At 56.1% G+C, this 24,745-nt stretch carries 31 protein-coding genes; 5 read left to right on the top strand and 26 right to left on the bottom strand.

The features are described from left to right. Nucleotides 1-29 precede the first annotated feature (29 nt). From CRP02_RS18665 to CRP02_RS18720, 12 genes are all read right to left on the bottom strand, one after another. Nucleotides 30-374 carry a hypothetical protein gene (locus CRP02_RS18665; protein ID WP_097171955.1) on the bottom strand — a complete coding sequence of 115 codons (345 nt, stop codon included), beginning with the start codon at nt 372-374 and terminating at the stop codon, nt 30-32. Nucleotides 375-491: 117 nt separating this feature from the next. Then, the gene (locus CRP02_RS18670) at nt 492-731 is read right to left on the bottom strand and encodes a hypothetical protein (protein WP_097171956.1); all 240 of its coding nucleotides are present in this window, start codon (nt 729-731) and stop codon (nt 492-494) included. Further along, nucleotides 728-1,651 (bottom strand): glycoside hydrolase family protein, encoded by a 924-nt coding sequence (locus CRP02_RS18675; RefSeq protein ID WP_097171957.1) that lies wholly within the window; start codon nt 1,649-1,651, stop codon nt 728-730. The genes CRP02_RS18670 and CRP02_RS18675 overlap by 4 nt, the downstream gene beginning before the upstream one ends. Nucleotides 1,652-2,082: 431 nt before the next feature. After that, nucleotides 2,083-2,991 carry a class I SAM-dependent methyltransferase gene (locus CRP02_RS18680; protein WP_179784069.1) on the bottom strand — a complete coding sequence of 303 codons (909 nt, stop codon included), beginning with the start codon at nt 2,989-2,991 and terminating at the stop codon, nt 2,083-2,085. Between the two features lie 106 nt (nt 2,992-3,097). Continuing rightward, the gene (locus CRP02_RS27605; protein ID WP_179784070.1) at nt 3,098-3,265 is read right to left on the bottom strand and encodes a peptidoglycan-binding domain-containing protein; all 168 of its coding nucleotides are present in this window, start codon (nt 3,263-3,265) and stop codon (nt 3,098-3,100) included. 34 nt (nt 3,266-3,299) lie between these two features. Beyond that, nucleotides 3,300-3,731: a hypothetical protein gene (locus tag CRP02_RS28000; protein ID WP_323455375.1), complete on the bottom strand. Its 432-nt coding sequence runs from the start codon at nt 3,729-3,731 to the stop codon at nt 3,300-3,302. Beyond that, on the bottom strand, nt 3,731-5,698 hold the full coding sequence (locus tag CRP02_RS18690; protein ID WP_097171959.1) for a pyocin knob domain-containing protein: 1,968 nt from the start codon (nt 5,696-5,698) through the stop codon (nt 3,731-3,733). Before CRP02_RS18690 ends, CRP02_RS28000 begins: the two co-directional genes overlap by 1 nt. After that, nucleotides 5,698-5,916, bottom strand: coding sequence for a hypothetical protein (locus tag CRP02_RS18695; RefSeq protein WP_097171960.1), 219 nt, complete (start codon nt 5,914-5,916; stop codon nt 5,698-5,700). Before CRP02_RS18695 ends, CRP02_RS18690 begins: the two co-directional genes overlap by 1 nt. A 15-nt stretch (nt 5,917-5,931) precedes the next feature. Beyond that, nucleotides 5,932-9,078: a phage tail protein gene (locus tag CRP02_RS18705; RefSeq protein ID WP_323455376.1), complete on the bottom strand. Its 3,147-nt coding sequence runs from the start codon at nt 9,076-9,078 to the stop codon at nt 5,932-5,934. A 43-nt stretch (nt 9,079-9,121) separates the two neighbouring features. Continuing rightward, nucleotides 9,122-9,553, bottom strand: a complete 432-nt coding sequence (locus tag CRP02_RS18710; RefSeq protein WP_097171961.1) for a GNAT family N-acetyltransferase — start codon at nt 9,551-9,553, stop codon at nt 9,122-9,124. After that, nucleotides 9,550-10,086: an NUMOD4 motif-containing HNH endonuclease gene (locus CRP02_RS18715; protein WP_097171962.1), complete on the bottom strand. Its 537-nt coding sequence runs from the start codon at nt 10,084-10,086 to the stop codon at nt 9,550-9,552. The genes CRP02_RS18710 and CRP02_RS18715 overlap by 4 nt, the downstream gene beginning before the upstream one ends. 11 nt (nt 10,087-10,097) lie before the next feature. Beyond that, nucleotides 10,098-10,763, bottom strand: a complete 666-nt coding sequence (locus tag CRP02_RS18720) for a hypothetical protein (protein WP_097171963.1) — start codon at nt 10,761-10,763, stop codon at nt 10,098-10,100. Nucleotides 10,764-11,009: 246 nt separating this feature from the next. On the opposite strand from CRP02_RS18720, the gene CRP02_RS18725 reads away from it, so the two are divergent. Further along, a complete protein-coding gene (locus tag CRP02_RS18725; RefSeq protein WP_323455377.1) occupies nt 11,010-11,525 on the top strand; it encodes a hypothetical protein in 516 nt (171 codons plus the stop codon). Further along, the gene (locus CRP02_RS18730; RefSeq protein ID WP_097171965.1) at nt 11,522-11,755 is read left to right on the top strand and encodes a hypothetical protein; all 234 of its coding nucleotides are present in this window, start codon (nt 11,522-11,524) and stop codon (nt 11,753-11,755) included. Before CRP02_RS18725 ends, CRP02_RS18730 begins: the two co-directional genes overlap by 4 nt. A gap of 15 nt (nt 11,756-11,770) precedes the next feature. Here the strand turns inward: CRP02_RS18730 and CRP02_RS18735 are convergent, their stop codons facing one another. Then, nucleotides 11,771-12,415, bottom strand: a complete 645-nt coding sequence (locus tag CRP02_RS18735) for a hypothetical protein (protein WP_097171966.1) — start codon at nt 12,413-12,415, stop codon at nt 11,771-11,773. Nucleotides 12,416-12,501: 86 nt separating this feature from the next. Here CRP02_RS18735 and CRP02_RS18740 point away from each other — a divergent pair, with 86 nt between their 5' ends. After that, entirely contained in the window at nt 12,502-12,996 is a 495-nt protein-coding gene (locus CRP02_RS18740; RefSeq protein ID WP_097171967.1) for a ferritin-like domain-containing protein, read from the top strand. A 530-nt stretch (nt 12,997-13,526) separates the two neighbouring features. Here CRP02_RS18740 and CRP02_RS18750 read toward each other — a convergent pair. Next, nucleotides 13,527-14,942, bottom strand: coding sequence for a P-loop NTPase fold protein (locus tag CRP02_RS18750; protein WP_097171969.1), 1,416 nt, complete (start codon nt 14,940-14,942; stop codon nt 13,527-13,529). Between the two features lie 192 nt (nt 14,943-15,134). Here CRP02_RS18750 and CRP02_RS18755 point away from each other — a divergent pair, with 192 nt between their 5' ends. After that, nucleotides 15,135-15,719 carry a hypothetical protein gene (locus tag CRP02_RS18755; protein WP_143539329.1) on the top strand — a complete coding sequence of 195 codons (585 nt, stop codon included), beginning with the start codon at nt 15,135-15,137 and terminating at the stop codon, nt 15,717-15,719. Nucleotides 15,720-15,755: 36 nt separating this feature from the next. Further along, nucleotides 15,756-16,031: a hypothetical protein gene (locus tag CRP02_RS18760; RefSeq protein ID WP_097171971.1), complete on the top strand. Its 276-nt coding sequence runs from the start codon at nt 15,756-15,758 to the stop codon at nt 16,029-16,031. A 45-nt stretch (nt 16,032-16,076) separates the two neighbouring features. On the opposite strand, the gene CRP02_RS27345 is transcribed toward CRP02_RS18760, so the two are convergent. The 12 genes from CRP02_RS27345 to CRP02_RS18825 form a co-directional block, all read right to left on the bottom strand. Then, on the bottom strand, nt 16,077-18,743 hold the full coding sequence (locus tag CRP02_RS27345) for a tape measure protein (protein ID WP_097171972.1): 2,667 nt from the start codon (nt 18,741-18,743) through the stop codon (nt 16,077-16,079). Between the two features lie 325 nt (nt 18,744-19,068). Continuing rightward, entirely contained in the window at nt 19,069-19,218 is a 150-nt protein-coding gene (locus CRP02_RS27610) for a hypothetical protein (RefSeq protein ID WP_179784001.1), read from the bottom strand. A gap of 29 nt (nt 19,219-19,247) precedes the next feature. Further along, a complete protein-coding gene (locus CRP02_RS18775; protein ID WP_097171974.1) occupies nt 19,248-19,631 on the bottom strand; it encodes a gene transfer agent family protein in 384 nt (127 codons plus the stop codon). Continuing rightward, complete coding sequence (locus CRP02_RS18780) at nt 19,628-20,077, bottom strand: phage tail tube protein (RefSeq protein ID WP_097171975.1); 450 nt, start codon at nt 20,075-20,077, stop codon at nt 19,628-19,630. Before CRP02_RS18780 ends, CRP02_RS18775 begins: the two co-directional genes overlap by 4 nt. 36 nt (nt 20,078-20,113) lie before the next feature. Then, nucleotides 20,114-20,512: a DUF3168 domain-containing protein gene (locus CRP02_RS18785; protein ID WP_097171976.1), complete on the bottom strand. Its 399-nt coding sequence runs from the start codon at nt 20,510-20,512 to the stop codon at nt 20,114-20,116. Further along, nucleotides 20,505-20,963, bottom strand: a complete 459-nt coding sequence (locus CRP02_RS18790) for an HK97 gp10 family phage protein (RefSeq protein WP_097171977.1) — start codon at nt 20,961-20,963, stop codon at nt 20,505-20,507. Before CRP02_RS18790 ends, CRP02_RS18785 begins: the two co-directional genes overlap by 8 nt. Beyond that, the gene (locus CRP02_RS18795) at nt 20,960-21,316 is read right to left on the bottom strand and encodes a head-tail adaptor protein (protein ID WP_097171978.1); all 357 of its coding nucleotides are present in this window, start codon (nt 21,314-21,316) and stop codon (nt 20,960-20,962) included. The genes CRP02_RS18790 and CRP02_RS18795 overlap by 4 nt, the downstream gene beginning before the upstream one ends. Nucleotides 21,317-21,441: 125 nt before the next feature. After that, a complete protein-coding gene (locus CRP02_RS18805) occupies nt 21,442-21,789 on the bottom strand; it encodes a head-tail connector protein (RefSeq protein ID WP_097171980.1) in 348 nt (115 codons plus the stop codon). Between the two features lies 1 nt (nt 21,790). Further along, entirely contained in the window at nt 21,791-22,132 is a 342-nt protein-coding gene (locus CRP02_RS18810; protein ID WP_097171981.1) for a hypothetical protein, read from the bottom strand. After that, complete coding sequence (locus CRP02_RS18815; protein ID WP_097171982.1) at nt 22,110-22,361, bottom strand: hypothetical protein; 252 nt, start codon at nt 22,359-22,361, stop codon at nt 22,110-22,112. Before CRP02_RS18815 ends, CRP02_RS18810 begins: the two co-directional genes overlap by 23 nt. Nucleotides 22,362-22,408: 47 nt before the next feature. Next, nucleotides 22,409-23,614, bottom strand: coding sequence for a phage major capsid protein (locus tag CRP02_RS18820; protein ID WP_025593784.1), 1,206 nt, complete (start codon nt 23,612-23,614; stop codon nt 22,409-22,411). A gap of 8 nt (nt 23,615-23,622) precedes the next feature. Next, complete coding sequence (locus tag CRP02_RS18825) at nt 23,623-24,744, bottom strand: S49 family peptidase (protein ID WP_097171983.1); 1,122 nt, start codon at nt 24,742-24,744, stop codon at nt 23,623-23,625. Between the last annotated feature and the right edge of the window lies 1 nt (nt 24,745).

Raw genomic sequence — 24,745 nt, forward strand, 5'->3', positions numbered from 1 at the left:
GTAGATGAATTTCCTTGTCTAGCCATGCTTTACCCTGCCCGCGTCGCGCGCGGCTTTGATTGATTTTCGACGATGCGGTCCACGCGCAAAGTCATCTTGTCGACGGCGTCCTTCACGGCACCGATAGCGCCCATGATCTGCTCAGTCTGTTCGCGAAGGCCGGACTTTGAAACGTAGGTTTCCGCCACATGCAGGCGGTGAGCAGCGAGCTCTTCCCTCGCAAGGGACGCCATTGCCGAAGCCGCAGATGCGGCGCCAGACGCCTCCATCTTTGCGGCGCTGATCTTCGCGTCGACGTACTTCCATAGGCCGAAGAGGAAACCGAACAGTAGCACGAAGAACCCGCCGACAGCCATGATCTCAGGGCCGGTCATGGCTTCACCCCGCAAAGCTTCATCAGCTTTTCATTCTCGGTGAGGATTTGCCGCTTTGTTTCCGGCGTCAGGCTATCCTCGAATGACGGCCGCACCGGTTGCGCGATGTCGCAGTAATTACCGCTTGTCGCGCATCCACTGAGTAAGACGACGATCAACATCATCGTCGCCAAGATTTTTGATTTCATGCTCGACGTCCCCGGCCTTCTTGATAGCCTTGGCATTCGCCGCAGCCTGCTCGTCCTTCGCCGCGGTGCGCCCTGCCCGCTGGCCATACAAAAAGACGCCCGCGAGGATCGCGAGCGCCGTGCCGATTGCGGCTAGGTAGCCTTTTGCCTTAAGCCAAAGGAGGGTCACACCACCACCTCCTTGCCGCACGAGCTATTCCACCGGCGTGCGATCACATCGCGGTTGCGATAGGCGACATAGCCGACAACCGCCACAAGCACGCCTGCGGCGATCCAGCCCCATGGAAGGCCAGCAATGAAGGCAAGCAGCCCAGAGCCAACCGCAGAGCTAGCGCCCTTCGTGACCACGTCCTTGGCCGCGCCTGCGTCGCGACGAAGCTGTGCGATGGTGGCAGGACCGATGATGCCGTCGGCGATAAGGTGCGGGTGTGCCTTCTGATAGGCGACTACGGCAGCTTTGGTCTTGGCACCCATCCAGCCGTCGATAGCGCCGGGATTGAGGCCAGCAGTCGTGAGGAGCTCCTGCGCTTCCTTCACAATTGGATCTGGTAGAACGGGCGGTTCCGCCGTCACTTCTTTCGTCACGCCAACGCCGGTATAGATGCCCTTCTCGAATAGAAGCGCCTCTTCTTTGCGGCGGCGCACGAGGCCGGGCAGTTTCTTGCCTTTCGCAGTATTGTAGTTGCTCGCGAGATGAGCGGCGGCCTTCTTGATCTGGCCCTTGCGCCAGAGCTGAGCCCACGTCCAGTTCATCGCGCCGACGCCGAGATTGAACGTCACGGATGCAGAAGCGTCCAGCTCATGCTGCTTGCGGTTCTCGGGCGAACCGGCGACGACGGCAGGTACGTACTCGGCAGCAAGAACAGCGTCGAGGATAACATCGCTCTGCGCTGCCGTGATCTTGGTCTTTCCTGGCACAAGCTTCGTAATGCCGATTTTTGCGAGCTCACGACGAACGGAGTCGCTGCCCATTGTGAAGCCAGTACCGATTGTCGGAATGCCGACGGGGTCGAGGTAGCAGGTAAGTGGATTGCCCTCGTGCAGGCGCACGAAAGCCCTCCCCTGTGTGGAGATTTTGGTGATTGGCATTTGGGAATCCTGATTTTTACGGGTTGTTTCTCGCCCCAGAACAGAGGCGAGTCGTTCATCTGCGGTTCATGCGACCGAGGCCACCTTGCGCGTGGTCGCTCCGCCAAGCGACCTGACAGAGGCCCGCAGCTGCCCCCCGGCCCTGCGGGCCTCTATTTTTATCGGTCGCGAAAAGTTGATCATCGCGAACTCCTGAGAATGCAGGCTTCTCTGAATGATGGGTAACTTCTGAGATTGTACGCATGTGGCGACGGCTTTAAAAACGCCGCTGTCGCGCGTCCCCTGAAACAGGCCGCGGCATTGGGGTCCGCTGCTTGGCGGAGCTGCGGGCCTCTATTGTTTCTACGCCTTATCTTGGGTTATGGGTGCCGCTTAAACGGCAATACAAAAGGGCCGCCGAAGCGAGCCCTTTCTGTCATCAGTTTTGTGTATCACTCCCCGAAGAGCGCCTTGGCCGCATCACGCAACCGCTCAGGCAACCGTCGCTTCACTGGCGGAGGCACAGGATCGGGGATCATCTGCGGCTCTTCCGATTCCCAGAAGGAATTGTCCCAATCCGGTGGTCCAAACGCGATGATGTCATGATTGTCACCCCATCCGCGTTCTTGATAGTGGTGAACGCGAACGCCGGGGATCTTGAAGATAATCTCCAGAAGCGTGCTTGGCCGAGTGACTGAAAGGCCATAGCTGCCTTCAATGAAGTCGTGCGACTGGCTGGGGTGATAGTCGGTGTACCCGTAGCCGGTCCTGAGATACTGATCCATGATCACGGCCCATCGGTCTTTGTCGACGTATGGGGTATGGTAGTGGAGCTTCGGAGCAAACCGGCCATGGAAGGTGGCCACAATAATCCCGTTCTCGGTCAACTGCTTCGACATAAACGTAAGCCACTTCTCCGTGATTTCACGCGAGGTATGGGTAAACAGGCTGCCGATCCAGATCAGGTCGTACTTGGTGTCAAATTCAACAGCGGTTAGGTCTTCTTGAGACATTATGGGTCTGGCGCCAAAGTTGTTGGCACAGAACTCAACGCCTTCCTTGTCCAGATCGCATGCGTCTATGCTTGCCTCGGGGAACAGAGCTTTTAGATGCCGAAGTACCCTGCCGTGACCACAGGGCATGTCCAAGACAGTTTTTACTTCAGTTAGTCGACTGGAATAAACGGCGGCGACAATTGCCTCCACCGCGGACGCACCAACCCAAATATAATTTGGACCAGCCATCGTGTCTGTCGGGGACATTGTGCCGTCCACGTCCGAGACGTCATAGGAGAGCATCTGCTTGATCAAACCAATCGGCTTCAGCCGCTGGGAGGGATCTTTAGGGTCGATTTCTGCCATAGCGCACCTTACAAACTGTAGTTGCATGCAATTCGACTTCTATCGATCTATCCTATCTTGCGTTGTATGTCGACAATGAGAAAGAATGTGGTTCTGCTCTACGTGTTTAAGTCATGACCGCTTCCGCCGACATCGCGTCAATCTGCGCTTCAGTCAGACCGAGCGCGGCAAGCGTTTTCGTGCCGATGGTGCCGGGAATGCCATCGGCACCAGTATGCCCGACATCATAGCCGAGCGAAATCAAGCGCTGCTGTACCTCGCGTACAGTCGCCATGATGTTCTTCTGATTGTTGGTTATGGTTGCCGAGTCACGCTACCGGCCAAGAGATGGGGGCAATCTCGCCCAGGAACTGGTCGACGGTAGGCTGTGGTCGCTGGCCTGCCTGAACTTTCGCAAGCTCACCGTAAGCGTAAAACCAGACGTTGTCGCGCCACACGACGAAGGCCTGAGCCTCTGCCGCCCATTTGGGCTTTGTCGACGCGGTGTAAGATGCGAGCGTCACGCCATCCCGGAATTGCTTCTCGCGTGCAGTGCTGTCGACAAGGTTCTGGATAGCGTTTTCATAGTCGGTGATGGTTGGTGATGACGGCGGCTGGTCCGGTGGCAAGAACGACCCGTCCTCCTGCCGAATAAAGCCGCCGAATACACCGGTGGCAACCTGAACCCATTCGGAATCGTCCGAACGGTCTTCAAAAGAGATGGTGTCAACTACACCATCAATAACCAAAGCGAATGGCATTACACCCTCCTGAGGTAGACAGAGGAATAGATTTCGGTGGAGCCGTCACCAACGTACCCCCCAAGACCATTGGTGGCCGCAGCGACGGCGGCATACATGTCCAACCGGTAAGTTTTTCCAGCGACAAGCCGAGCGTAACCGACAACATTGTAGGAATTGGCCTGAACGTAACCGACGCCAGAGTAAGCAACTACAGCGCTATCGGTGACATTGTAGATGCGACCTTTCAGACCTGTGCCAGTCGGATGGTAGGCGTTGGTGATGTACTCACAATCGCAATCGAACGCGACGGTGAACTGGTTTGATGCGAGCGTTACAAGGTTGTTCGGATCGAACACCTCTGTGTTCAGAGTCCTTGTCTGCCACCCAACCACAGATGTGCCACCAGACACTCCGGTAGCCTTTTGATCTTGCAAGAGAGCGGAAGCAATCCGAGCCGGTACGTCCGATGTTTTAACGATATCGGATATCAAAACTCCGCTATCAGCCAGCGTCTTCCCGCCGGTCCCACCGAACGCGGCAAGCCTGTTATTTACAGAAGAAGCGGGGCCGGTAACGTCACCTTCGGTGATGCCCCAAGCGCCCCAAGTCCAGTCAACGCTAGCGCTGGCCCTATTGCCAACTCGCTTGTAAGCAACCCCCGGTGTTGTGCGAAAGATTTGTGTGACATGCGTCGAGTATCGCGGGTAAATTTCGACATAACCTGCATGTGTCGCAGGGTTCCCAAGAGGGCCATTCGCATAGCTGCCGGTCGTGGTGTAGACCCCGCCAACAGTGAGGGTATTGAAATCACCGTCTGACAGTCCGACCCCGGCAGTCGAAGGGGTCGGTATTGTCCCGCCAAAGACAGGACCAAGCGAAGCTAATGCCTCAAGCGTTGTGAGCGCCTTCGTCAGAAAACCACTCGTACCGCTGAAGCCAACGAAGGCGTTAGCGACCACGGTTGCGCCGGGACCTGAAAGGTCGCCGTCAATGCGTTTCCATGAACCCCATGAACCGGAATTTCTGGCCCTACGCCATACGTTTCCGTTGGACGCTCTCACGTATATCTGTACCGCTCCAGAATTGGTGCTGTACATTCCGACCGAGAGCATACCCGCAGAAGCCTCTGGGATACCCGACGCTCCACTTGCGACCGCGTAGTTTCCGCTCGCCAGCACCGTATCCGCGTCTGCGATTGTAGGAGAGAGTTCCCTCAACCGCGCCGGAAGAGCGGTATCTGAAACCACTCCCGCACTATCTGATGCAATTAAGCGGGACCAAGAACCCCATGCACCACCCGCCAAGCTTCTAACCCAGACATCACCATTGCTCACGCGAGTGTATATCTGGACGAGGTTCGTAGCGTTAAAGGTAGCAACCGTGATTGATCCAGTGGCCGCCACAGGGATGTTCGCCGCATTGCTCGCAACGCCGTAGACGCCGTTCGTAATAGCAGTGTTTGCATCGGTGACCGCAGTCGACAAATCCCTCAACCGTGTCGGCAACTGCGCATTCGGGATCACGCCAAGAGCGCCATATGCCGCCGAGCTATTGAGGGCGGCAATCAGTGATTTGCCGAGAGGCGATAGATCGGCAAGCGCCGCCGCGCCATTCTCATCAATCGTCAAGGCCTTGTTCGGCGCAGCGGTGAGCTGGGACACGCCGAAAAGAATGCCGCCAGACAAAGAGCCTAGAACCCGACGCAACGCTTCCACCGCGATGACATCAGGATTTGTCAGCTCGATGCGGTATGCAGCATTCGTTTGCGCAGGACCTGGCCAATTATCCTCAAGCGTCAGCTGCGTATTGCTGTCGACCGACGCGATAATGATCGGACGGCCAACATGGATGCCGAACTTGTCGCCGGCCTTGATAGCCGTCAGCCCACCGACGACAGAAAGCCAGTTCGTGCCGGTACCGGTCACGGTCTTTGAGTTGACCGCAACCGTCGCCGTACCGGTGTTGTAGTAAGCAACGCCCGCCATTATTCGGTTTCTCCGTCAATGGTATCGCCTTCACCGCGCGCAACACGCAGATCGGCTTCGAGGCCGCTGATTTTTTCGAGAAGGATCTGGTTTTCCGCCTTCTGGACTGCGAGGCATTGGCCAAGGAACAAATTGCGCTGTTTGAAGAACTCTTCGCGCGCGTTCGCTTCTTGCAGAGCGACCAGAGGGTCGATCTGCATTGTGTTGCCGGATGTCATGGGATTTCCTTGTGATTAGCGCCGAAGAACCATGGCGATAAGGCGGGCCGAGGTTGTTAGGTTTACCGCCGCGAATCTGCTTATTCTGAATGTAGTTTGAGTCCTCCCCGAAGGAGGCACGAAAACTCGGAAGGAAGACGCTGAAACAATATCGTTATTGTTGACCCCAGGGTTTACTGACCCAATCGACCCGACAACCCCCCCGTCGGTATCGTTGTTTATGTCGTAGCGAATTTGCGCACCGATCTGGTTATTTGAGGTGACGAGTTCGCTGGAATAAAAAAGGTATATCCTCGGAGCCCCGGCGCCATGGTTCACAACCAAGCTTTGCGGCGTGCTGCCAGACTGCGAAACTTCAAACGCATCTGAAATAGCACCAGAAGCAATATTCGACGTGCCAACCTGAAGATTCCCAACAATCGCATTCTCAATATTGACATTGCCCAACTCACCAGACAGCGCCGACAGGCTATTGACGCGGACGTCATCGAGGTAAAGCACCCCACCCTGAAAGACGAAGGGTCGCTTCAGGGTGGACGGCGTGTCGCCGTACATCAATATCTGCGCTGCCTGCATGATGAGGCGCGTAGGGCTTGAGGTGCTGGATGGGACGTCCAGCATGAGCGCAGCAGAGCGATAAGACCCGTCGTTCACCGAAGCGACAATGCCATACCTTGCCGCATATCCTGACGGGCCAGCGCTCGCTTCCCACTTCACGTTGACCTGGGCCGAGTTGCCGCCCAATGCCGCCGTGAGCGTGTCGGTCCGCGTTGCCAATGCAGATGTTGCATTGGCAACCACGAGAATATCTGACGAAAGCCCAGCTGTGGCAGCGCCGAACTCGACTTCGATCTCATCAACTCTGCCTGCCAACGCCTGATTGGCATCAGCAACAGCGATGACTTGGCTGGTAAGGCTGGCGATAGAGCCGTTAAAGGTGACCTCAAGGCTGTCCATCCGCGTTGCAACGGCCTGTGTGCCATTGACTGCTACCTGTACCTGACTGGTGAGGGACGCTACGTTCTGATCGACACTGACGGCCAGCTCTTCGAGTTTGGTTCCTACGGCTGCCGTTTCGCTTACGGCAACCTCAATCTTTTCGTTGTAATCCGCCCGAGCATTGCCAAGCGCCACAGATAGGCTGCGACGGATGGATTCGCTATGCTCCATTGCAACGACAGGCAGTTCAAGCTGTGAGGCAGTGAGCGCCTGTATCCGGTCTTTAGCCGATCTCGCGTTATCGTAGAGCCAGGATAACTGCTGATCCACGCCGGAAAGATCGACATCGACGAACACATCCTTGTCGGAAAGCAGGACGTTCGGTGTAATGACCGGGATAAATCCAGACCAAAGAACAGGCCTATCGCCACCGGGAATATACCGACCCCGAACGACGTAGCTTTCGTTTGGCAATAGGCTCTGCGAGATCAGCATTGAGCCGACTTGCGGCTGGTCGGTACGACCCTCGCTTACCTTTTCAAGCGTGGCTTGAAGCCGGACCTCATACTCAATGCCAATGACATCATCGAGGCGACCGTCGCTATTATCCCACGTCAGCCGGATGGCAGGGCGCCTATCGTCACCCGCCGCGTCTTTGATTGTGGCCGGTTCAGCGAACCAATCAACAATCGCCTGCGGCGTCGGTCGAATGACCCCAATCTGCCCGTCAACAGGAGGCTTGAAATCGGCGTTCGTGTTCCAGTCGTAATCGGCTGGATCAACCTCGGTGATGTCGACCATCACATCGAGGTTGGCGCGATCGGCCACGCCATCGAGGCGCATGAGCTTGGCGACGTAGCCGTTACGCTCTGACGTCCACGAGAACACCGTCCCCGGAGTCGCGTAGGCCCAGAAGCGCGGAGGCAGAACAATCGTGTGCCTGCGGAAGCGTCGGGCCTCTTCGAGCGCCGACCTCATCAGCCGCTGTACCTGCTCCGCATAAGGAACAAAGTTCAAATCGACGTCGGCCATCAGACGGCGATTGCCGTCGATCGCTTCAAGGTCAGTCCGATAGAGCGGCGGCGCAGTCTTTGATACCCAGCCGTCTTGCGAAGAAGGATAGTTGGCTGAAACGCCGTTTATGGTGTCCGCCAATCCAAGGAACGGCGTGAACTCCTGCTCTTCAGTCGACAGGATATCGTCGTCGGTGAATGCGATAACCGGAGCATCCGGAGCACCAGAATGCAGGTAGTAGACGCCACCAACTTCCGAAATCTTGCCTTGGCAGGCTGTGAGCAGCGCCTCAACGGCAGACGTCAGTGGTGCATCAACCTGAACTTCCCCACCGCTCCGATAGGTGTTAACCCATCCCGTGGATTCCAGCGTGCCGGCCCGGTGCTTCTCGATCTGCGCAATCCACGCCAAAGCAGGAAGGCGCGCCGCCGCCATGTTCTGCAGGCCGTAAAACCACTGGCCATTGTAGCTGATACCGCGCAGCAGATTGTAGATCTGCACCGCCGGCAGGAAGTCGCCGTCGCCGCCCCAGGTCGCCGGATCGGCATAACGATGGGTACCGACGCCGCCTTGCGTGCTGTCCCGAGAGATATCGTAGAGGCGTATACCTTCAAGGACAAACTTGAAGGACGGCACACCCGAGAACATGTTCTTCGAGACGCGCGCCGTGACGATGGCGTAAGCAACGCCGCGCCCAATTCGGTCAGGGTTCCACCATCTGTTGCCGTTCGATACCGAGGTGAACAGGAAGCTGTCCGCCGTCGTCTGCGTGCCGTCGTAGAACTTGACCCAGAGGCTGTCAGGATATTCGTTGACGGCATAGCCACGATCCGTCAGCCCGCCGAGCGTTGCACGCTCGCCATTGACCCAGACTTCAGCAAGGCCACGGATCGGCATATCCGACAATGCAATGACCTGCGTCAGGTAGGCGTTCGGCGTGTCGCCATCCTGTCCCCACGTGTTGACAAAAACAAGCGAGCCAGCTGTGGCGGTGCGGCCCAGAATGAAGGAACGCGAAATATCGCCGCCGCCTTGCAGTGTGCCGTTGATGGAGAAAGTCGGGTCTTTGGGTTTGCCAGCGAGCGATTGGGCAAGAAGGCTGACGCCGACACCTACTGCGGCGTTGAGCACGAAAGCAGCTGCTGACGTGAAAAACCCAGCCGCGGTACTTAACGCAGAGGCAATGCCTGCCGACGTGAAAATAGCCATCGATTTTCCTTGGGATGCGCTGCGCTATCCGCGCGCGTAGCCGCTAGAGCGGCTTCATGAAGTGTGTTTCGACAGCGCTGTAGCCGCGCCGCTCGTAGAGGCGGGAGACGTCATTTGTGGTCAGAGACGCCATACCGACAGAGACGCAGCCGACCGATCGCGCCCACACCTCATAGGCATCGAGCATCTTGATCGCGCCACGTCCGCGGGCCTCTGGCGTCACAAACCAGACCGTTTCCTTGGCGATGCGACCAGCGCCGAACGGGTGATCAAAAGCACAAGCCATCAGCACTCCCTGCGCAGGGTTGCCGGCTACAAGCACGCACGCCATCGGCGAAGCCAGATGCTCCTGAAAAAGCCGATCGGCGTAAGCTGCTTGGAACGCAAAGGTGAAGCCGGCCGCTTCATGGCTCTCTCGTAAGAGCACAACCACGCGGTCGCGGTCCTTAGCTGTGGCGGGGCGGACGTCAGTCACAGAGGTATCCAAGTTTTCATCCGTCTGATCATGCGAATGTTTGCTGACGTCACGCCAAATCGGCGGGCCACATGCGGGTTTGGTTCCGAAGATTCTCTGATCTCGGAAACATCATCCCACGTCAGCTTGCGCAGGTGCGATCGTTCGCCCCTGTTGTGAGTTCCGTGGCACTCACGGTCGCGCTGATTTTCGGTTGGAGTAGCCCAGCGCACGTTCTCGGGCGTATTGTTTGTAAAGTCGCCGTCATTGTGTGCGACCATGCTTTTCTCAGGCGTCGGCCGCGGCCCATTGAACGCTGCGCAGACGAGCCTGTGGACATATGCCTTGAATGACCTACCTTCGGCTTGCATGCGGACTGTCGCGTACCCATCACGGTATTCAAACTTCATGATGGCGCCGCGGCGGCGAACTGTGGTTTTCCTCCCGTCGCCGTAATCACGCGATACTGTCCGATCTACGGATCGGACGCGCCCCAGGCTCGAAACCTCGTAGAATCCCTCAAAGCCGCAGACCGGCAGCCAAGCCTCAGCCATCCAAATCTCCTCTAAAATATACCTAAAAATTTGCGGCGCTTCGGCTGCGTGGCTACCTTGCCCTTTTCAGAGCCCCAGAAGAACTCCCACTCGGACGAGGTGTCAGCATCGGTGTAGAATGCATCGCCGGCCTGTCGCAGCACCTGCGTGGCGTGACTGCGTGTAGACGGGTTGGAGCGCGTCATCTCCTGGGTGTGGCTGGCGCACACCATCGTCACACTACCCTCTTCGTTCTCAGAGGGTGTGTTGATCGTGATGGTGTCGACGAAACCGACGAAACGACATTCGGCAGGCGCGACCATCTGGCGACTGTCCGGATCAAACAGTCCTCGGTAAATCTCGACACGTGCCTGCTTGCAGTCGTACAGACGAACCAGCGTCTGAACGTGCTCGCTCACCTGTGACAGGCGGATGTTGACGTTCTGAACCGACAGGTTGGCAACCAGAGGAATGTCATCGATCTGGACAAGCGTGCCGGAGCCGTACCAGTCACGAGTGACCGGCAAGCCTGTATCCGGGTGGACGATGGCGGCCGACACGTTACCGACGTCCGACCACATGCCATCAGTGACGGGCGCACCGGTCGCTCGATCGCGCGCAACAAACCAGAGGAAGTCACGCGCCACCAGCTGCCGCGCCTCAAGCGCAGCAAGGTTTTCTGCTGAGATGTTTCTCATTGATTTCCTGTGGGGATCTGGCGCCAAAAAGCCACCCGGGGTGGCCTAGACACAGACTTAAAGTTGAGCATAATCCCGCTACTGCTGGGGGAATATTGTGCTTTCGTGACTGCGCTCGAGTATCGAGAAGCAACACCGACATGCCATTTTTACCGGACAGAGCTGTAAGCTTGTGAATTCAACAAGTGCGATGGGAACCGCGCAGTGGTGATTGAAAAGTCTGTCTTGGAGTATGAGAAAAGGTTTATGGCGGTGTCGCTTACCACGTTCGCGGCGGCATATTTCGGGGCATTGGTTGCTCCCCTTTTTCTCGCGAAGAAGGTGGTCGATTTCAATGCTGCCGACTATTGGTTAATTTGGCCCGTCAATTTGTACTACATTAGCCAGATCGAAGCCCACTTTGGCAGCCTCAACGGGTGGAATACATTTTTACTTTCCAACTACATCGCAAGTTCCCTGATGATTTGCAGATTAGTCGCCTTGCTTGTATTGGAATTGAACAGACCCAAGCACACGTTCAACTGGGGAGTTTCCGGCGTTTACGCAATGATCATTCCACTGGTGCTTATTGGTCTACTTCTACCATTCGGCGAGGGGCGGCGCAGTCGCGCTCTCACGTTTTATGACGGTCCGTTTGGCAGTTCGATGAAGACTACACTCATCCTCTCATTCTTCTACTTCAGCATTACCGATCCCCTTGTGAAGTTCATAAGCTGGATCAAGTTCACTGTATTCAGCAGGCAGGAGCCGGAAATTTCATGAAGTGCTTAATCGTCGCGCTATCGGCTGCGTGCCTGACCGCCTGCCAACAGGGCCCGATCGTGAAGTCAGAGCCGTTCGATTGGAGAAAAGCGGTCAGCAGGAATGCCGAGCGCGCTTGCCGTGACAAGAAGGGCACCGACCTCTATGCGAAGTGTTATGACCGCGAGGTCGCCAAGGGTACGCGTGAATCGAAGATGATCGCCGCGCATTTCGGGGTGAAGATTCGCTGATCAGGTTACAGAGATCTACCGGGCTTCAATCGCCTGAAACGTGACAGTGCCACGACCCGTCGCCATATCGGCTGTTGTCGAGATTGAGCCAGGCACGATCGCCATGATGCAGGACGGCTTCACGAGCGTAGCAGCGACAGGCGCCACCACTCCCGGCCATATGTGCGGGCGAACCTCAAACTGCGTTGTCACGCCGCCACCGCTGGCCGTCACGGGTTCCATGACCATGTGCAGGTCTTTGTTGCCGATCTGGATGTAATCGCCGACTGAGACCTTGTAGCCAGCGGGTAGGCCCGAGAGAGAAATAGCCTTGCGGTTACTCGCAATCGTGGCCACCTGCCCCACGCCATCGAAAGCGCTGCCCGTGGGCCAACTACCGTTCGGATAGGCAACCGGGAAGCATCGAGGCTTTGGAAAGGCGCGAAACGTCTTGAGACCGTTTTCCAAGCTCGTGAGCCGCGCACGCCAATAGTCCAGCTGGTTCGGTTTCATCGATCGCGACTGCGCTGTCATCTGCCAGAGCGGCGAGCCCATATCCTTGACGACGGTCTGCCCCCCTGCCGTGCGCGACTGTTCTTGCCGCCAAAGCAACTGAAAGTCGGTCGACCAGCCTGGGAACTCGTCGAAGAAGGAAGTTGGGAGCGGGTATGTGATTGTCATTGTGTTTCCGCCGTTAATGGGCCGCAAAGGAACCAAGCCCGCGACTGCGCATTTTCCCACCGGTAATCAACAACCGGAGGAAACCCATGAAAACGCTTGCGGACATTTTCGAGCACACATTGCAGGACGTCTACTATGCAGAGAACGCCATTACCAAGGCGCTGCCCAAAGTCGCAAAGGCTGCGCAAAGTGCAGAATTGAAGAAGGCCGCCGAGGATCACCTCGCCGAGACGAAGGATCAGATCAAGAAGCTTGATCAGGTCTTCAAATCCATCGGTAAAAAGGCATCCGGTGAAAAGTGCGATGCAATCGAAGGATTGATCAAGGAAGCGGAAGGCCTCATGGAAGAAGCAGAAGGAATAGCGCTTGACGCCGGCCTTCTTGCTGCTTGCCAGGCAGTCGAGCATTACGAAATCGCCCGCTATGGTTCGCTGCGCGAATGGGCTAAGGATCTCGGCCACGATGAAGCACACAAAATCCTGAGCGAAATCCTCGATCAGGAGAAGGCCACTAACAACAAGCTCACCAACCTTGCTGTGACGTCGATTAATAAAACGTCGGCCGCTAAGAAGGCCGCTTAAGATAGTTTGCAAAGGCCTCCCAGAAATGGGGGGCCTCTTCTTTCAGCCGAACATCGCTCGATGCAATGCATTCAGTCACGTGGCTTTCATTTTACTCGACTCCCGATTGAGTCCGTGTTTTTTTGCGCTGGGTTTACGAGGCAACGCATGACAACAACACTCATCGTCAGCACGAACCGATGACATGGGGGCTACAGTGAAACGAACTACATTGCTTATAGCGTTAATGGCTTTGGTTGGATGTCAGACTGCGGAGCAAAAAGAGCTTCCAATTGACACCCAAAAGGCGATCTTGAAGAAGGCAGAGCGTACGTGCCAAGCCTATAAAGGGAGGCAGATCTACTCCACTTGTCTTACTATAGAAGGCCGGCGAGACATCTATCTGGCGTCCGAGAAATTAAAGGCTTCGCAGTCTGGGAAGCGATGATGCAGATGACGTAAACGATCGATAGCCTGCAGAACTGCATATGAGAAAGGCGGCTTGCGCCGCCCAACTCACTTTTGCAAATATATCACTGCTACGGTGACACCTACCGATCACTTGTAAGCCTGCCAGCGTTTACCACCAAAGGAAGTATCTGTGCTTGTATCGACGGCTGTAGTTCGTCAGCATAAATCCCATTCCATTCGGGACTGAATATGTCAAAAATGTAATCCTCAGTGAGGTTTCCTGCCCTTTGAGCGCTAATAGAGTGGCTCAATGCTCCAAGTTTGGATTGCGCCTGCCGGTATATGTAAGACAAGTTGAATGATCGATCTGTTTCAGAGCCATCGTGATTACGGCGGTATCTCTTCATTACCCATTCGGGATTGTCCCGAAAATCTCTATCGTCGGGCCATTTTGCTTTGCCGGTCAAATAGAAATTGGCGCATACCGGAAACAATAATGAAACATCCATGGGAATCTTGTGGGGCCAAGATACAGCAGCGTTTTCGATGATTTCCATTACTTGGAAGATTGCCCTTAAATCGAAACCCATGGCCCGGCATCCTGTCCATATTGCCTCGTCTAACTTGTTTAGAGGGGCTCGTATTTTTCCAGCAGGTAGACCATCGCATAGGGACTTTACGAGTTCTTCAATCGAAGGTTCCTCAAAAACATACGTGCGGTCGAAGAACCGTTTTAGATAGCTGAATCCATCAAATCCGACGCCGTAGGCGCCAGCGATAGAATGTTTCAATTGGTCCGAGTTCGTAGCGAAAACAAATACAATGCCATCTACGTCGAAGAGATGCTTAACGCGCTCCAACAGTTGCACTGCATAACTTGGCCGGCACCTATCCAGTTCGTCAACAAGAATGAAAATTGGTTTTCTTTCCTCACCACCCAGCTCCTCTAGAATTTTCTCCAGTCTTTTTCGAAAATCCGCGGTGGCTTTCTCGGTCGTTTGAAACCCCTCAATCATCGCCTCAAGTGTCCCATCAAACAACTTCTCGAGTTGTTCGCTGACCACCTTACCTCCTTCTTCCACAGCCGTTTGCGCCACATCTCCGGAAACAATGTCACCCAAATCATCAAGAGATACTCCGGTATGTTTTTTTATCAGGCCTTTGGTGACTGCGCCCGCAACACGTAGCGCGATCGCACCACCGCTGGATTTTGCTTTCTCCCAAGAAGACTTAAGTTTAGTTTTCTTGACTGTGTAAGGGAGAAGAGCGGTATCGATTGCCGCCATAATCGCGACGTAAGGGTCTTGAGCGTGGTCATCTTTCCAGGCATTTATACGCACAACGATATGTTCATGTTGCTCGAGGTCTTCGGCAAAACCATCAAGGAAGAAACTCTTTCCGCCCCCCCAAACAGAGTCCACATTCAACACGTATGATCCTGGCCGGTCCTGCTCCCGTCTTTTCGCCACTTGACCAACCAAATAATTATACAAAAACTCTGCGTCTTGCTTGCGACCCAGCTTGTCTTTTTGCCAACAACTCACTGTTTGATTCATGATTTCCGACTCCTTAACAGGATGAGTGAAATCAAAAAATCACGCCCAGAGCGAGTCCAAATATCGACTCTTGCGTGTGGCTGTGTTTATTTTCGCATTCGGGTAATGAGGTAGAAATTCACCAGCGCAATCGTCATGTTGACGGTGCTGATCACGATGAATGCTATCTCATAGGTCATGTGGGGCATCCTTGTGAGTGAGAAAGAATTTATTGAAAACGGACCGGTTGATCCCGATCCGTTCATAATCGCTGGACTAGTAATCTCGGCTGTGGCCGCGCTGGGAACGTTAGCGCAAGGGGTTGCGGCGTTATCGGCTAACCGTCCGATTCCATCCGTTGCGCCACCGTCAGCTCTACTGGAAGACGTTCTCCGAAGAAGTCTTTCCGATGCCATTAGAGACACTGAGGACCTCATACGTCTACTCGCGCGTCAGAATATGCCTATTGGAATAGATCAGCCGGTATTGGCAGGAGAGTTCCGGTTCGGAAACCCTATGCTTCTCGAAATGCGAGACTTCATCCAATTTCAGGATGTCTTTTCTCGAATTTCATCATCCGCAAAAATGGTCAATGAAGACGTTTTGACTCTGCTTAGGACTAGACCAGCGAGAGCCCAAGAGCTTGGGATGATGATGAACATGGAAGGTCTGAACCCTACCCAGAAAATCAACGAATACTACCGGGGCGTCCTCTCGATTGGTCAGGTTTTGGATTCTGCGCTTGAATCTCTCAAAGCATACCAGCGCCTACTAGATCGTCTGAACTTCAGGAACTAATTCGCCAGATGAGCGGCGAAATAAGGATAAGTGACGATGGACGACAAAGAAATGAAACTCCTTCTGGAAATAATGTTCCGCAAGGAGCGCCTAAACGACCTGTTTTTGCAGAGACTCGTCCAGCATCTTGCTTTCGTAGTTCCAGAATTTAATGGGCAAGCGTTTCTTGACACACTTTACTTGCAGCTCGAACATCTACAGAGCCCAGACCAATCTGAACATGCGGAGAGCATGCTCAGATATTGGAAACACAAGTTGGAACTAACTGAAAAAGCGTTGGTCGACGCTCAAGAGATGAAGGCTTCAATCTGAGCGACGAAGAGCCTTCAATCGATCTAGAAAAAAGGTGCTGCCGCCTCACCCCAACTTCACGTTTCGTTTCTGAGCCGACCGAACAGCCGCTTCAACGCGGCTTTGCAGCTCGCCCTGCATCTTGGCCAACGCCTTTTCCTGTCTCGCGACGGCTTCAACAGATGCGCCGCGGTTGTCGACGACTGGATTGAAGTTGACGACGACGCCAGCTGATTGTGCGGACATTGACCGTAAGCTCGGCACACTCGGAACAGATATCCCTACTGCGCCGCCATTGGCGTAGCCTTTGAGATTGCGGCGCATAGCCTCCATAGCGGCAGGACCGCCGGCAGCCTTAACCGCCGCTTGGTCAAAGACATATTCGCCTTTGTGCACGACGCCGGCGGGCTGGTACTTGCCTCCGTCGCCGGTGTAGCCGCCTTCAGCGAATCCTGAAAATAGCTTGGTGAGCCAACCTCCGCTGCTTGTGGCTTTCGACCCACCCATGAGGGCATCGAAAGCGCTGTTCAGCACCAGATCAGCTAACTTGTTAAGCAGCCCAGAGAGCGCCTCGCTCAAGCTCTGCGCTCCGGTGATAACGTCCGCAAAGCCCGTTCTGGCGGCGTCGTAAAACTCTTGAGCTGAACTCTCGGCGCGCTGCTGAGCCTCTTCGACCTGTCTAAGAGCGTCGGCCTGCTTCGCGTACGCGGAAGAAACTTCATCAATAGTCTTCTTCTGTTGCGCCGAGAGCTGGATATTCTCCAGATCCTTCTGCCCCTTCTTCCTCGCCTCCTCGCGAAGATCAGCTAATGCGCGCTGCTCAAGATCCAGCGCTAGACGGCGCTTCTCCTGCTCTTGGTATGACAGGCTTACCGTCGACTGCTCCTGGATAAGGGCTGCCGTCCTGTCTTTGATGGCCTGAATATCTTCGCGGAAGCGATCGTCAGCAGTCTTCTTTGGTACTTTGGACTTCTCGGCAGGTGCTGCGCCAATGCCCGCGCCAAAACCAGTGGTGTTGCTGGTCGGTTTTTCTTTGCCAGACTCGTAGCTCTCGAATTGAGTGTTGATGCCCTCAAGGTCTTTTAGCTGCTTGTCTAGCTGGTCGATGAGCTGTTGACGCTCTTTCACGACCGGGTTTTGATTTACGGTGTTATCGACGTCTGTAGCCGCAGGAGCCGGATACAGCGACATTGACGGATTGACTTCATCGCGAACGATAGAGGCGGCAAGCGCCTGTTCTGCTTTCGCTCGCTCAAGCGCGGCCTTCGCAGCCTCAATGTCAGATGCTATTTTCGTACGCGTCGATGCGACAGCTGACCCATTAGCATAATCCAGATTTTCAATGTGGAACTTGAGTTCGTTGACCGCTTCTCCGTGGACTTTTGCCGCTTTCTCCGCATCAGATTGAGCATCGTAGAGTTGATAGAGGGCATACGAGGCAAGAAGGGCTGCACCAGCAGGACCGCCCACCAGTGCCAGCGCTCCACTCAATAGCCGCATTGCTCCAGCGGTCGTTGTGGCGACAATTCCCGTCGCCGCGATCGCCGCGTTGGTGGCGGTCTGCGCAGCCATTACTTTAGCGTTTGCCCCGACCATACCCGCCTGAGCAACTACCATCGCCCGAGATGCCTGCTGGACGCTCAGACCCAAAGCTGTGCCGTTGCGCGCAGCTACCAATGCCGTCTGCGCATACTGTAGATTTGCAGCTGCTGATGCCTGTATCGCTTGAGCAGATGCGAGAGCGGTACGCGCGCTCTCGACGGATGCAACACGCTGAGCCGTATTGGCGGCAACCATCTTGTACGTAGCTGCAACTGCCGCATTCGCAGCATTACCTGCGTAGTTCACAAGGAACGCGCCAGCCATGATAATCGCGGCATCGGCGACGGCACCAATGTTGTTGGATAGAAGGCCAAGGGCTTCGTTTAGCTTTGCAGATGCGCCGAATGCAGAGTCTGATCCGCCGACATACTCCATCATCTGGTTTTTCAGCCGGGTGAAGGCGTCACCGATGGTAGCGTTAGTCGCTGCGAACTGAGCTTCGATTGGTTTTTGTGCATTCAGGATTGCCTTAAAAACTCGGTCAGAGGTCAATTTTCCCTCGGCGCCGAGCTCTTTCAGCCCAGAGATTGTGGTCTTAAATTCCTTCGCAATCGCATCCGCGAGGATCGGGGCGTTTTCTCTAAGTGATCGAAGCTCGTCGCCCTGAAGAACACCGGATCCGAGTGCCTGTCCCAACTGCAGGATACCCGCTGCTTGCTCCGAAGCAGCCGCACCTCCTGCTTTAAATGCCTTTGCAACAACGCTTGTCGCAGTCGCAATTTCGTTCTCATTCTTGGCGACATTAGATGCAGATCGAATAAGACGCGCATAAAGGTCGGCATAGTCACCGAACGCTGATCTCGCTTCGTTTGCGCCATCCTTCAGCTGCGAAAGAGATCGCGCCTGCACACCCGCAGACTGGGCTGCTGCGTTAATCTTGTTGCCAGCCTCCGTCCATGCGTCCGCATATTGCGCAATTTCACGCGTGCCGAGTGCGGTTCCAATGCCTGCAACAGATCCAGTCAGCAGTCCGCGAAACGATGCATTAATGTTGGAATTCATCTTCTCAAACCGGCTCTCGATAGCCCGAGCCTGCCGGTTGGTGATCCCCTGCGCACGATTTAGCGCGTTCTGATAGCCCTTTACGTCAGCAGAAAGCTGAACGACAAGGCGTTCCAAGTCTGTTGCCATTTAGGATTGCGTCCTGATATTGTCGCGGCAACCTAGGGAGGCCACATTGAAGCTAAGGCAGAAGTTCACTCGTGTTGGAAAGTTTGGGGTGGCGCTTTTTTTTATCGGCCCGTGTGTCGCGCTGGGAACGCGAGAATGGCTGACATACACGCTCGCATCTTTGCGCGGTAATATTCGGTCTGTGAGTGAAATTCCCGACGTTACTCTCTACCACGTCATAATCACGATCGGCGTCTCGGCATTTCTAGCTTCGATACCGATGATGATGATTGGGCGTGAGTATGTTGGCGAGGAGCAGCCACGCGACAACGGTATGTGGCGCTAGCTACCCCTGCACCCAATCCCAAAGCTCATCGATTTCTTTCGTCGTGAGCGATCCATCATCAGGCGTATTCGCCTCGACGTAACCATCCACCGCAGCCATGAACTGCCACACCGACATCTCGTTGACCTGCTGAGGCGTGAAGCCTATCACAGCCCCAGTCCCGTAAAGTGCAGCAAATCTCAGCTTTCCGTTTGGGAGTTCGTCGAGCTGCTTTCCTCCGGATTTGCTGCGTCTTCCTCCCCCACATTCTCCTCTGGCGCCCCCATGAGAGCGGCTGAAAGAATGGCCTGCGCTGGAATGAGGTTCTCCATGGGAGGGCGAGCCTCAACATACAGGCGAGAAATCTTCAATGCGGGTGACGGCTCCATTCCGCCACCGATTAGGCCGAGCCTAATGATATTGCTGATATCCTCAACACGCCAAGCGCCACTGTGCAATCTTTGCAACACAACGTACGGGCCAGCGTCGCACTTCTCCTGAAGCTCTTCCAGTTGCCCCCAGGCTAGACGGAACGAATACGTCCCGTCAGCCCAGTCAAATGTGACCCTGGCGTCACGCATCATGGGGTCACCGGAGTGGTCGCGCGGACCATCACGCCGTCGCTCTGCAAGGAGACATTGTTGGTTGCGCGCTCACCGTTGTTAGCGCCGACCTCCATGCTCTCGATGTGAACACGGCCAGTCCAAGTGATTGTCTTGGCCGGGAACTCCCATTCGATTTTGGCAGGAATGCTTTCGATGCTTTCGAAGCCTTCAATCCACGTATCGACGCTTTCAGAAGCAAGAACGCCCTCGCCGGTAATCGCCATTGAAAGTGAGGTGGCATCCCGCCCTACCCAGTCAACCTTGTCGGGGTCGGCGCAGTCTGGAATGCTGACTTCGTTCAGCGCCTTGCTTAGTGTGATCGAACGCTGCGTAAATCCGCACGGTGCGGTGTAGACGATCGGATCGGCGTCTGATCCGAGGAGCACACGAATCTTGCCCCCCTTGATGGTGGTTGCTTGAGCCATAAAGGCCTCCTGAAATGTTGGGTAAACGATGGAGCGCTACTGCTCTTCGATGATCGCCGTGTAGCGGAGCGACGCCTGTTTGATCGCGCCGTCTGTGATGAAATCCGTCCGCCAAGGCTCGAATGAAACCAAGGCATTAGTTGCCAATGGCGGATCCCAGTTGCGCAGTGAACGGCGCACCGCGTCAGCGACCTGCCTTACCTGCGACAGGACGGTGGCGTCTGACCAACAATCGACTTGGATCATCACCTCGCCGCCGTCTATGCAATCGATTAGCTCGGCCACATAATTGGAAGGGCCGATGCTGATGTACGGCCTAGTCCATGTGGACTGTGGAATGTCCCCAATCCGAGCCCCAACAAGTGCGGTAACGGCTGGCGTAGCCTTGAGGCGCGTAATGATGGCGCCCTGTAACTCGAGAACTGGATCAGCCACCGGAAGCCACCTCCTTCGCAGACTTGTTGATCGCGCGGGTTATGCGTGACTTCGTGCGCCGGCGCAGAGCGCGATAGGAGACGAAGAAGAACGGTTGCGCTTTGGTGCCTGGGTGATGGGTACCGGCATATGGTCCGCCGTTTTCGTGCGCCTTGGTGGCGAACTCCACGAGGTGTGCGTAGCGCACCTTGCTGTTACCGGCGTAGATCGTGATAATCAGCTTGCCATCGGCTGATTTAACCGTGGCAATTTTCTGGCTGTATTTTGGAGCGTCGCCCCAAGTCCAGCCAATGCTGTCACGCAGTTCGCCGCTATCAACAGCGACTAGCGACTTCATGAGAGCGACGATCTCGTCGGCGCCCTGCCCCATGGCTTCCCTGATGCGCTTTTCGGCAGCGGCCGGCAGCTGCTTGAGCTTGCGATTTAGTTTGTCGAGGCCACGAATAGTCATCCCGCCACCCCCTCGACCACAAGCAGCTCGATCCACTGGTTGCGCTCGTCGATGTTGACCGCAGCCTTGATCGCGTAGAGCACACCGGTGCGCTTATTGCGTGCCCGCCACGCTGGGGTGACGGTGCGCGTGCGTTCGTTGCTGCGGACGGTCATGGTGTAGGGCTGCAAGCCCTGAAGGCGACTGGCGATAACAGTCTCGCTACCGACGCGCGGCTCGAGGCGGGCTGGCTCCACGAATTGCTCCGCGAAGTCGACCACCACGCCGCCATACCCGTCATCACCCTCGACCTCGGCATCAAAGCCGATGCGCTCACTCAGCGAGCCTGCGCCCGCCCTCTTGCGTTTTGGCATTAGGTCGATCCTTGGTCAGTTCAGCGGCCTTAGCCGCTATTGCAGCCGCAGCGCACTTGCGCGTGACGTTGTAGAGGCCAGCCTTATAGGCGATGGTGAAGCCTGGCTGGCGCCAGTCGAACGGTTCATGGAATCGGAGCCACATAGTCGTCCGCCACTGTTCGCCAGACACGCCACGGAGCCAGAAGCATCCGTACCGATCGCGGAAGAACCGCGTCGCCCGCTGCCTTCGGGTCAGGCTCGCGCACCTCGTAGAGATCGCCGGTCACGAGAAGGATCGCCGACACGATTGCGGGCGTTGCAGCGATGCCGTCGGCGGCCGTGGGTGTTTCGCCTGCGGCTACGACTTCGCGATCAAGATGCTGCGTAACAATGCTCTCAGCGGCGTCGCGATAGAGGCCGATCTCCACATCTTCATCTTCATGAAAGACACGGAGATGCTTTTTGACGGTTTCGAGATCGACGATGGCCATATCAGGCCGCCACTACTGCGGCCGTAGGCGCGCTTGTGACAGGCACACTGCCCTTGTCATTCGTTGCCGTGACGCGGACCGTGATGGCCTTTCCAACGTCGCCAGCAACGGGAACATAGGTGGGAGCAGTAGCGCCAGAAATCGCGACGCCAGCAGCAAACCACTGCCGCGCATAAGTTGGGGAACCAGACCATGTGCCGGTTGTTGCCGTAAGCGTCTGGCCAACCTGTGCGGTGCCCGTGATGGCTGGTGCAACAGAATTCACCGGTGAGCCGATACCGTTGACGATACCGGCGCCGATATAGGACGCGACCCTTTGCTTACGAGCCTTCGTTGTCAGCATCGGTTTTGTCCTTTTTCTTCGTCGAGCGAGCAGAGGAAATCGGCTCGACCGGTTCCGGAGTTTCAGGCGCATCAACGGCTTTGGCATCGTCCTCAAAAGACACCAAGCCAAGCGCTTTAAGCGCATTCGCCTCACCTCGTTCAACCGGGAAAGGCTCGCTGTCGGCGGTCTTGAGCCCCGAACCGTTATCAAACGTTCTGAGCGGCTTCACTTTTATGTAGTCGGTCATTTTCGCCTCCTAGCGAGAGTGGGGTGCCTTCTGGCACCCCAGATGAATTAGGCTGGCGAAACTGCGCCGGTCACGAATGCCTCTGGGCGGTAGACAGCCAGAGCCAGCCGCTCTTCGGCGCGGATCGTGAACATGTTCTTCTCGAAGTCGTCGACGTTCTCGCTGGACAGCAGCACTTCGATCTCCATGCGGTCGAAGATCTGCGCAGCGTAGGAGAACGCGCCGGTAAGGAACTGGCCAGAAGCCATCGCCTGCGTCGAAACAACCGGCAGGTTCCAAAGGGTGGGAGTGAGCGAGCCCTGGGGATTGCCGATGATGTAGTTTCCGCCGGCGTCCTTGGTCAGCTCGATCTTCGCCCAGTCGATCGGGTTCAGAACGAACGCAGTGGCCGGATACTCCGCGAGGACGACCTGCAGAACCGCGAGACGAAGGCGGTCAATGCCGGTAGCTGCCGACGGCACGAATGCCGGAGCAAACGCCGAAGCCTGCGGAACCAAACCGGCGATATTCTGGCCAGTTCCGGAACCGTTCAGGAGCTGGTTTTCTTCGACAAATCGCAGACCGTAGCGAGCCCGGCCGTCGATGTAGGAGCGAAGCGCGGGCGCGTCGTCCAGGATCTGTCGAGAGGCCTTGAACAGGTGCGCGATGGTGCGAACCGGCGCAGACGTCATGTCGAACGTGATGTCGGAATACGGCTTTGCAGTCGTTTCCGCCACCGGTGCGGCATTGTTCGTGTAGCCGGTTTCCTTGACGTACTCGACGTTGTTGGAAGCGGTCTGACCAGGAAGAATGAGATCGCGGATCGTCATCTGTCGCTCAGGAAGGCCGAAGATGCCAGGAACGCGCGCGCCTGGAACAAGCGAGGTCCCGGGAGAACGGCCGGTACCGACAGTGGTATTCGCGGTGGTGATTGCAGCGCGGTCAGCCGAAACCTTGATGGACGCACGGCTGGAGCCAGTCAGATTTCCGGCCTTATAGGCGTCGGAATCGATAACCAGCTGGCCGAGCGACTTCTGCTCTTCCTCGCCGTTTTCCTTTTCGCGGGCGGCGCGCTTTTCCATATCGGAAAGGCGGGTGGATACGTCGCCGAGTTCGGCAAGCGCCTTGTCGGTCTTTTCAGTGAGATCAGCAGAGACCTTTTCGCCAGCGGCGGTCTTGCGAGTGAATTCTGTCGCCAGTTCAGTCACATTCTCCTTGATGGAGGCGAGCGACTTCGTCAGGTCGGCGAGACCTGTTGCCATTTCATCGGACATAGGGATTCCTAAAGCTTGATTTTGAAGGATTGCGCTTCGGCCAAGGCCGTTCTCAGCGCTGCCAAAGCAGCAGCATCCGTCTCGACGTCAGGAGCCCCCTGACCATCCTTGAGGTAGAGCCGAGCGGCCCGCTCTGCCTCAGAGCCCGACAACCCCATCAGTCCCCTGATGCCGTTTTCGAACTCGCGTTTTGTGATTTGCTCGCCGGCGGACATCTTCTCGACCAGCGTCTGCGCTGCCTCAGCCTTCGCAGCGTTGGCGGCTTTGATGCGCCTTACCGGCGCAGGCTCAACGTCGGCGCCGTAGCGGGCCAAAGTCTCGTCAAGCGTCGCAACACGATCGACCATGCCGCGGTCCATGAGGGCTTCTGCGTAGAAAACGCGCCCCTGACCGTAGCCGTCCTCGACTTTACTGATCGTCACGCCGCGCCCTTCAGCGACAGCTGCAACAAACCGATTGTACGAGCGGTTCACACCGTCCTGCACGTGGGCCAGCGTGTCCTTGCCGAGCGGCTCGGTCTCGTTACCCTCAACCTTGTGCTTGCCGGCTGAAATGTACGTGCGTTTGATGCCACGCTGCTCAAGAGCTGCGGACAGGTCATCATGGGCAGTATAAACGCCGATCGAACCGGCGCGGCCAGATGGCGTGACGACAATTTCGTCGGTCGACGCCGCGATCCAGTAAGCCGCGCTTGCAGCCAGACTGTTGACCTGAGCAATGATCGGCTTTTCGCCGCCACGTAGCTTGCGGATCTCGGTGGCTAGTTCGTCGGTGCCTGGAACCGTGCCGCCGGGGCTGTCGATGTCGAGCACGACAGCCTTGATGTCGGCGTTAGATAGCGCCTTGTGCAGCGCTTTCTTGATGCCGGCATAGGAAGTGCCGCCGCTCATCGCGGAAAACAGGTCCATCTTGTCAGCCAAGACCCCGTAAACCGGGATAATGGCCACGCTGCCGGTCGATTCCGCGATTTCCTTCGCTCGGGCCTCGTCGATTGAGGCGGCGAACTCGGACGAAAACAGCTTCTCACCTTCGGCCCGCGCCACCAAAACATCAGCCAAAACGCCCAGTTTTTCGCGCTGAATAGCCCAAGGCTCGGCCAAAAAGACCGAAATCAGGTGTTCAAACTTCATG

The organism is Rhizobium sp. AN5 (genome assembly GCF_900215255.1).
GTDB lineage: Bacteria > Pseudomonadota > Alphaproteobacteria > Rhizobiales > Rhizobiaceae > Agrobacterium > Agrobacterium tumefaciens.

Coding starts and splice junctions, on each gene's coding strand:
- CRP02_RS18675 (WP_097171957.1), bottom strand. CDS start 1,651: ATGCCAATCACCAAAATCTCCACACAGGGGAGGGCTTTCGTGCGCCTG.
- CRP02_RS18695 (WP_097171960.1), bottom strand. CDS start 5,916: ATGACATCCGGCAACACAATGCAGATCGACCCTCTGGTCGCTCTGCAA.
- CRP02_RS18725 (WP_323455377.1), top strand. CDS start 11,010: ATGGCGGTGTCGCTTACCACGTTCGCGGCGGCATATTTCGGGGCATTG.
- CRP02_RS18790 (WP_097171977.1), bottom strand. CDS start 20,963: ATGACTATTCGTGGCCTCGACAAACTAAATCGCAAGCTCAAGCAGCTG.
- CRP02_RS18665 (WP_097171955.1), bottom strand. CDS start 374: ATGACCGGCCCTGAGATCATGGCTGTCGGCGGGTTCTTCGTGCTACTG.
- CRP02_RS18795 (WP_097171978.1), bottom strand. CDS start 21,316: ATGCCAAAACGCAAGAGGGCGGGCGCAGGCTCGCTGAGTGAGCGCATC.
- CRP02_RS18750 (WP_097171969.1), bottom strand. CDS start 14,942: ATGAATCAAACAGTGAGTTGTTGGCAAAAAGACAAGCTGGGTCGCAAG.
- CRP02_RS18715 (WP_097171962.1), bottom strand. CDS start 10,086: ATGGCTGAGGCTTGGCTGCCGGTCTGCGGCTTTGAGGGATTCTACGAG.
- CRP02_RS27345 (WP_097171972.1), bottom strand. CDS start 18,743: ATGGCAACAGACTTGGAACGCCTTGTCGTTCAGCTTTCTGCTGACGTA.
- CRP02_RS18815 (WP_097171982.1), bottom strand. CDS start 22,361: ATGACCGACTACATAAAAGTGAAGCCGCTCAGAACGTTTGATAACGGT.
- CRP02_RS18720 (WP_097171963.1), bottom strand. CDS start 10,763: ATGAGAAACATCTCAGCAGAAAACCTTGCTGCGCTTGAGGCGCGGCAG.
- CRP02_RS18775 (WP_097171974.1), bottom strand. CDS start 19,631: ATGATGCGTGACGCCAGGGTCACATTTGACTGGGCTGACGGGACGTAT.
- CRP02_RS27605 (WP_179784070.1), bottom strand. CDS start 3,265: ATGGCGACTGTACGCGAGGTACAGCAGCGCTTGATTTCGCTCGGCTAT.
- CRP02_RS18690 (WP_097171959.1), bottom strand. CDS start 5,698: ATGGCGGGCGTTGCTTACTACAACACCGGTACGGCGACGGTTGCGGTC.
- CRP02_RS18760 (WP_097171971.1), top strand. CDS start 15,756: ATGGACGACAAAGAAATGAAACTCCTTCTGGAAATAATGTTCCGCAAG.
- CRP02_RS18825 (WP_097171983.1), bottom strand. CDS start 24,744: ATGAAGTTTGAACACCTGATTTCGGTCTTTTTGGCCGAGCCTTGGGCT.
- CRP02_RS18820 (WP_025593784.1), bottom strand. CDS start 23,614: ATGTCCGATGAAATGGCAACAGGTCTCGCCGACCTGACGAAGTCGCTC.
- CRP02_RS28000 (WP_323455375.1), bottom strand. CDS start 3,731: ATGCCATTCGCTTTGGTTATTGATGGTGTAGTTGACACCATCTCTTTT.
- CRP02_RS18780 (WP_097171975.1), bottom strand. CDS start 20,077: ATGGCTCAAGCAACCACCATCAAGGGGGGCAAGATTCGTGTGCTCCTC.
- CRP02_RS18805 (WP_097171980.1), bottom strand. CDS start 21,789: ATGGCCATCGTCGATCTCGAAACCGTCAAAAAGCATCTCCGTGTCTTT.
- CRP02_RS18735 (WP_097171966.1), bottom strand. CDS start 12,415: ATGACAATCACATACCCGCTCCCAACTTCCTTCTTCGACGAGTTCCCA.
- CRP02_RS18680 (WP_179784069.1), bottom strand. CDS start 2,991: ATGGCAGAAATCGACCCTAAAGATCCCTCCCAGCGGCTGAAGCCGATT.
- CRP02_RS18740 (WP_097171967.1), top strand. CDS start 12,502: ATGAAAACGCTTGCGGACATTTTCGAGCACACATTGCAGGACGTCTAC.
- CRP02_RS18810 (WP_097171981.1), bottom strand. CDS start 22,132: ATGCTGACAACGAAGGCTCGTAAGCAAAGGGTCGCGTCCTATATCGGC.
- CRP02_RS18730 (WP_097171965.1), top strand. CDS start 11,522: ATGAAGTGCTTAATCGTCGCGCTATCGGCTGCGTGCCTGACCGCCTGC.
- CRP02_RS18705 (WP_323455376.1), bottom strand. CDS start 9,078: ATGGCTATTTTCACGTCGGCAGGCATTGCCTCTGCGTTAAGTACCGCG.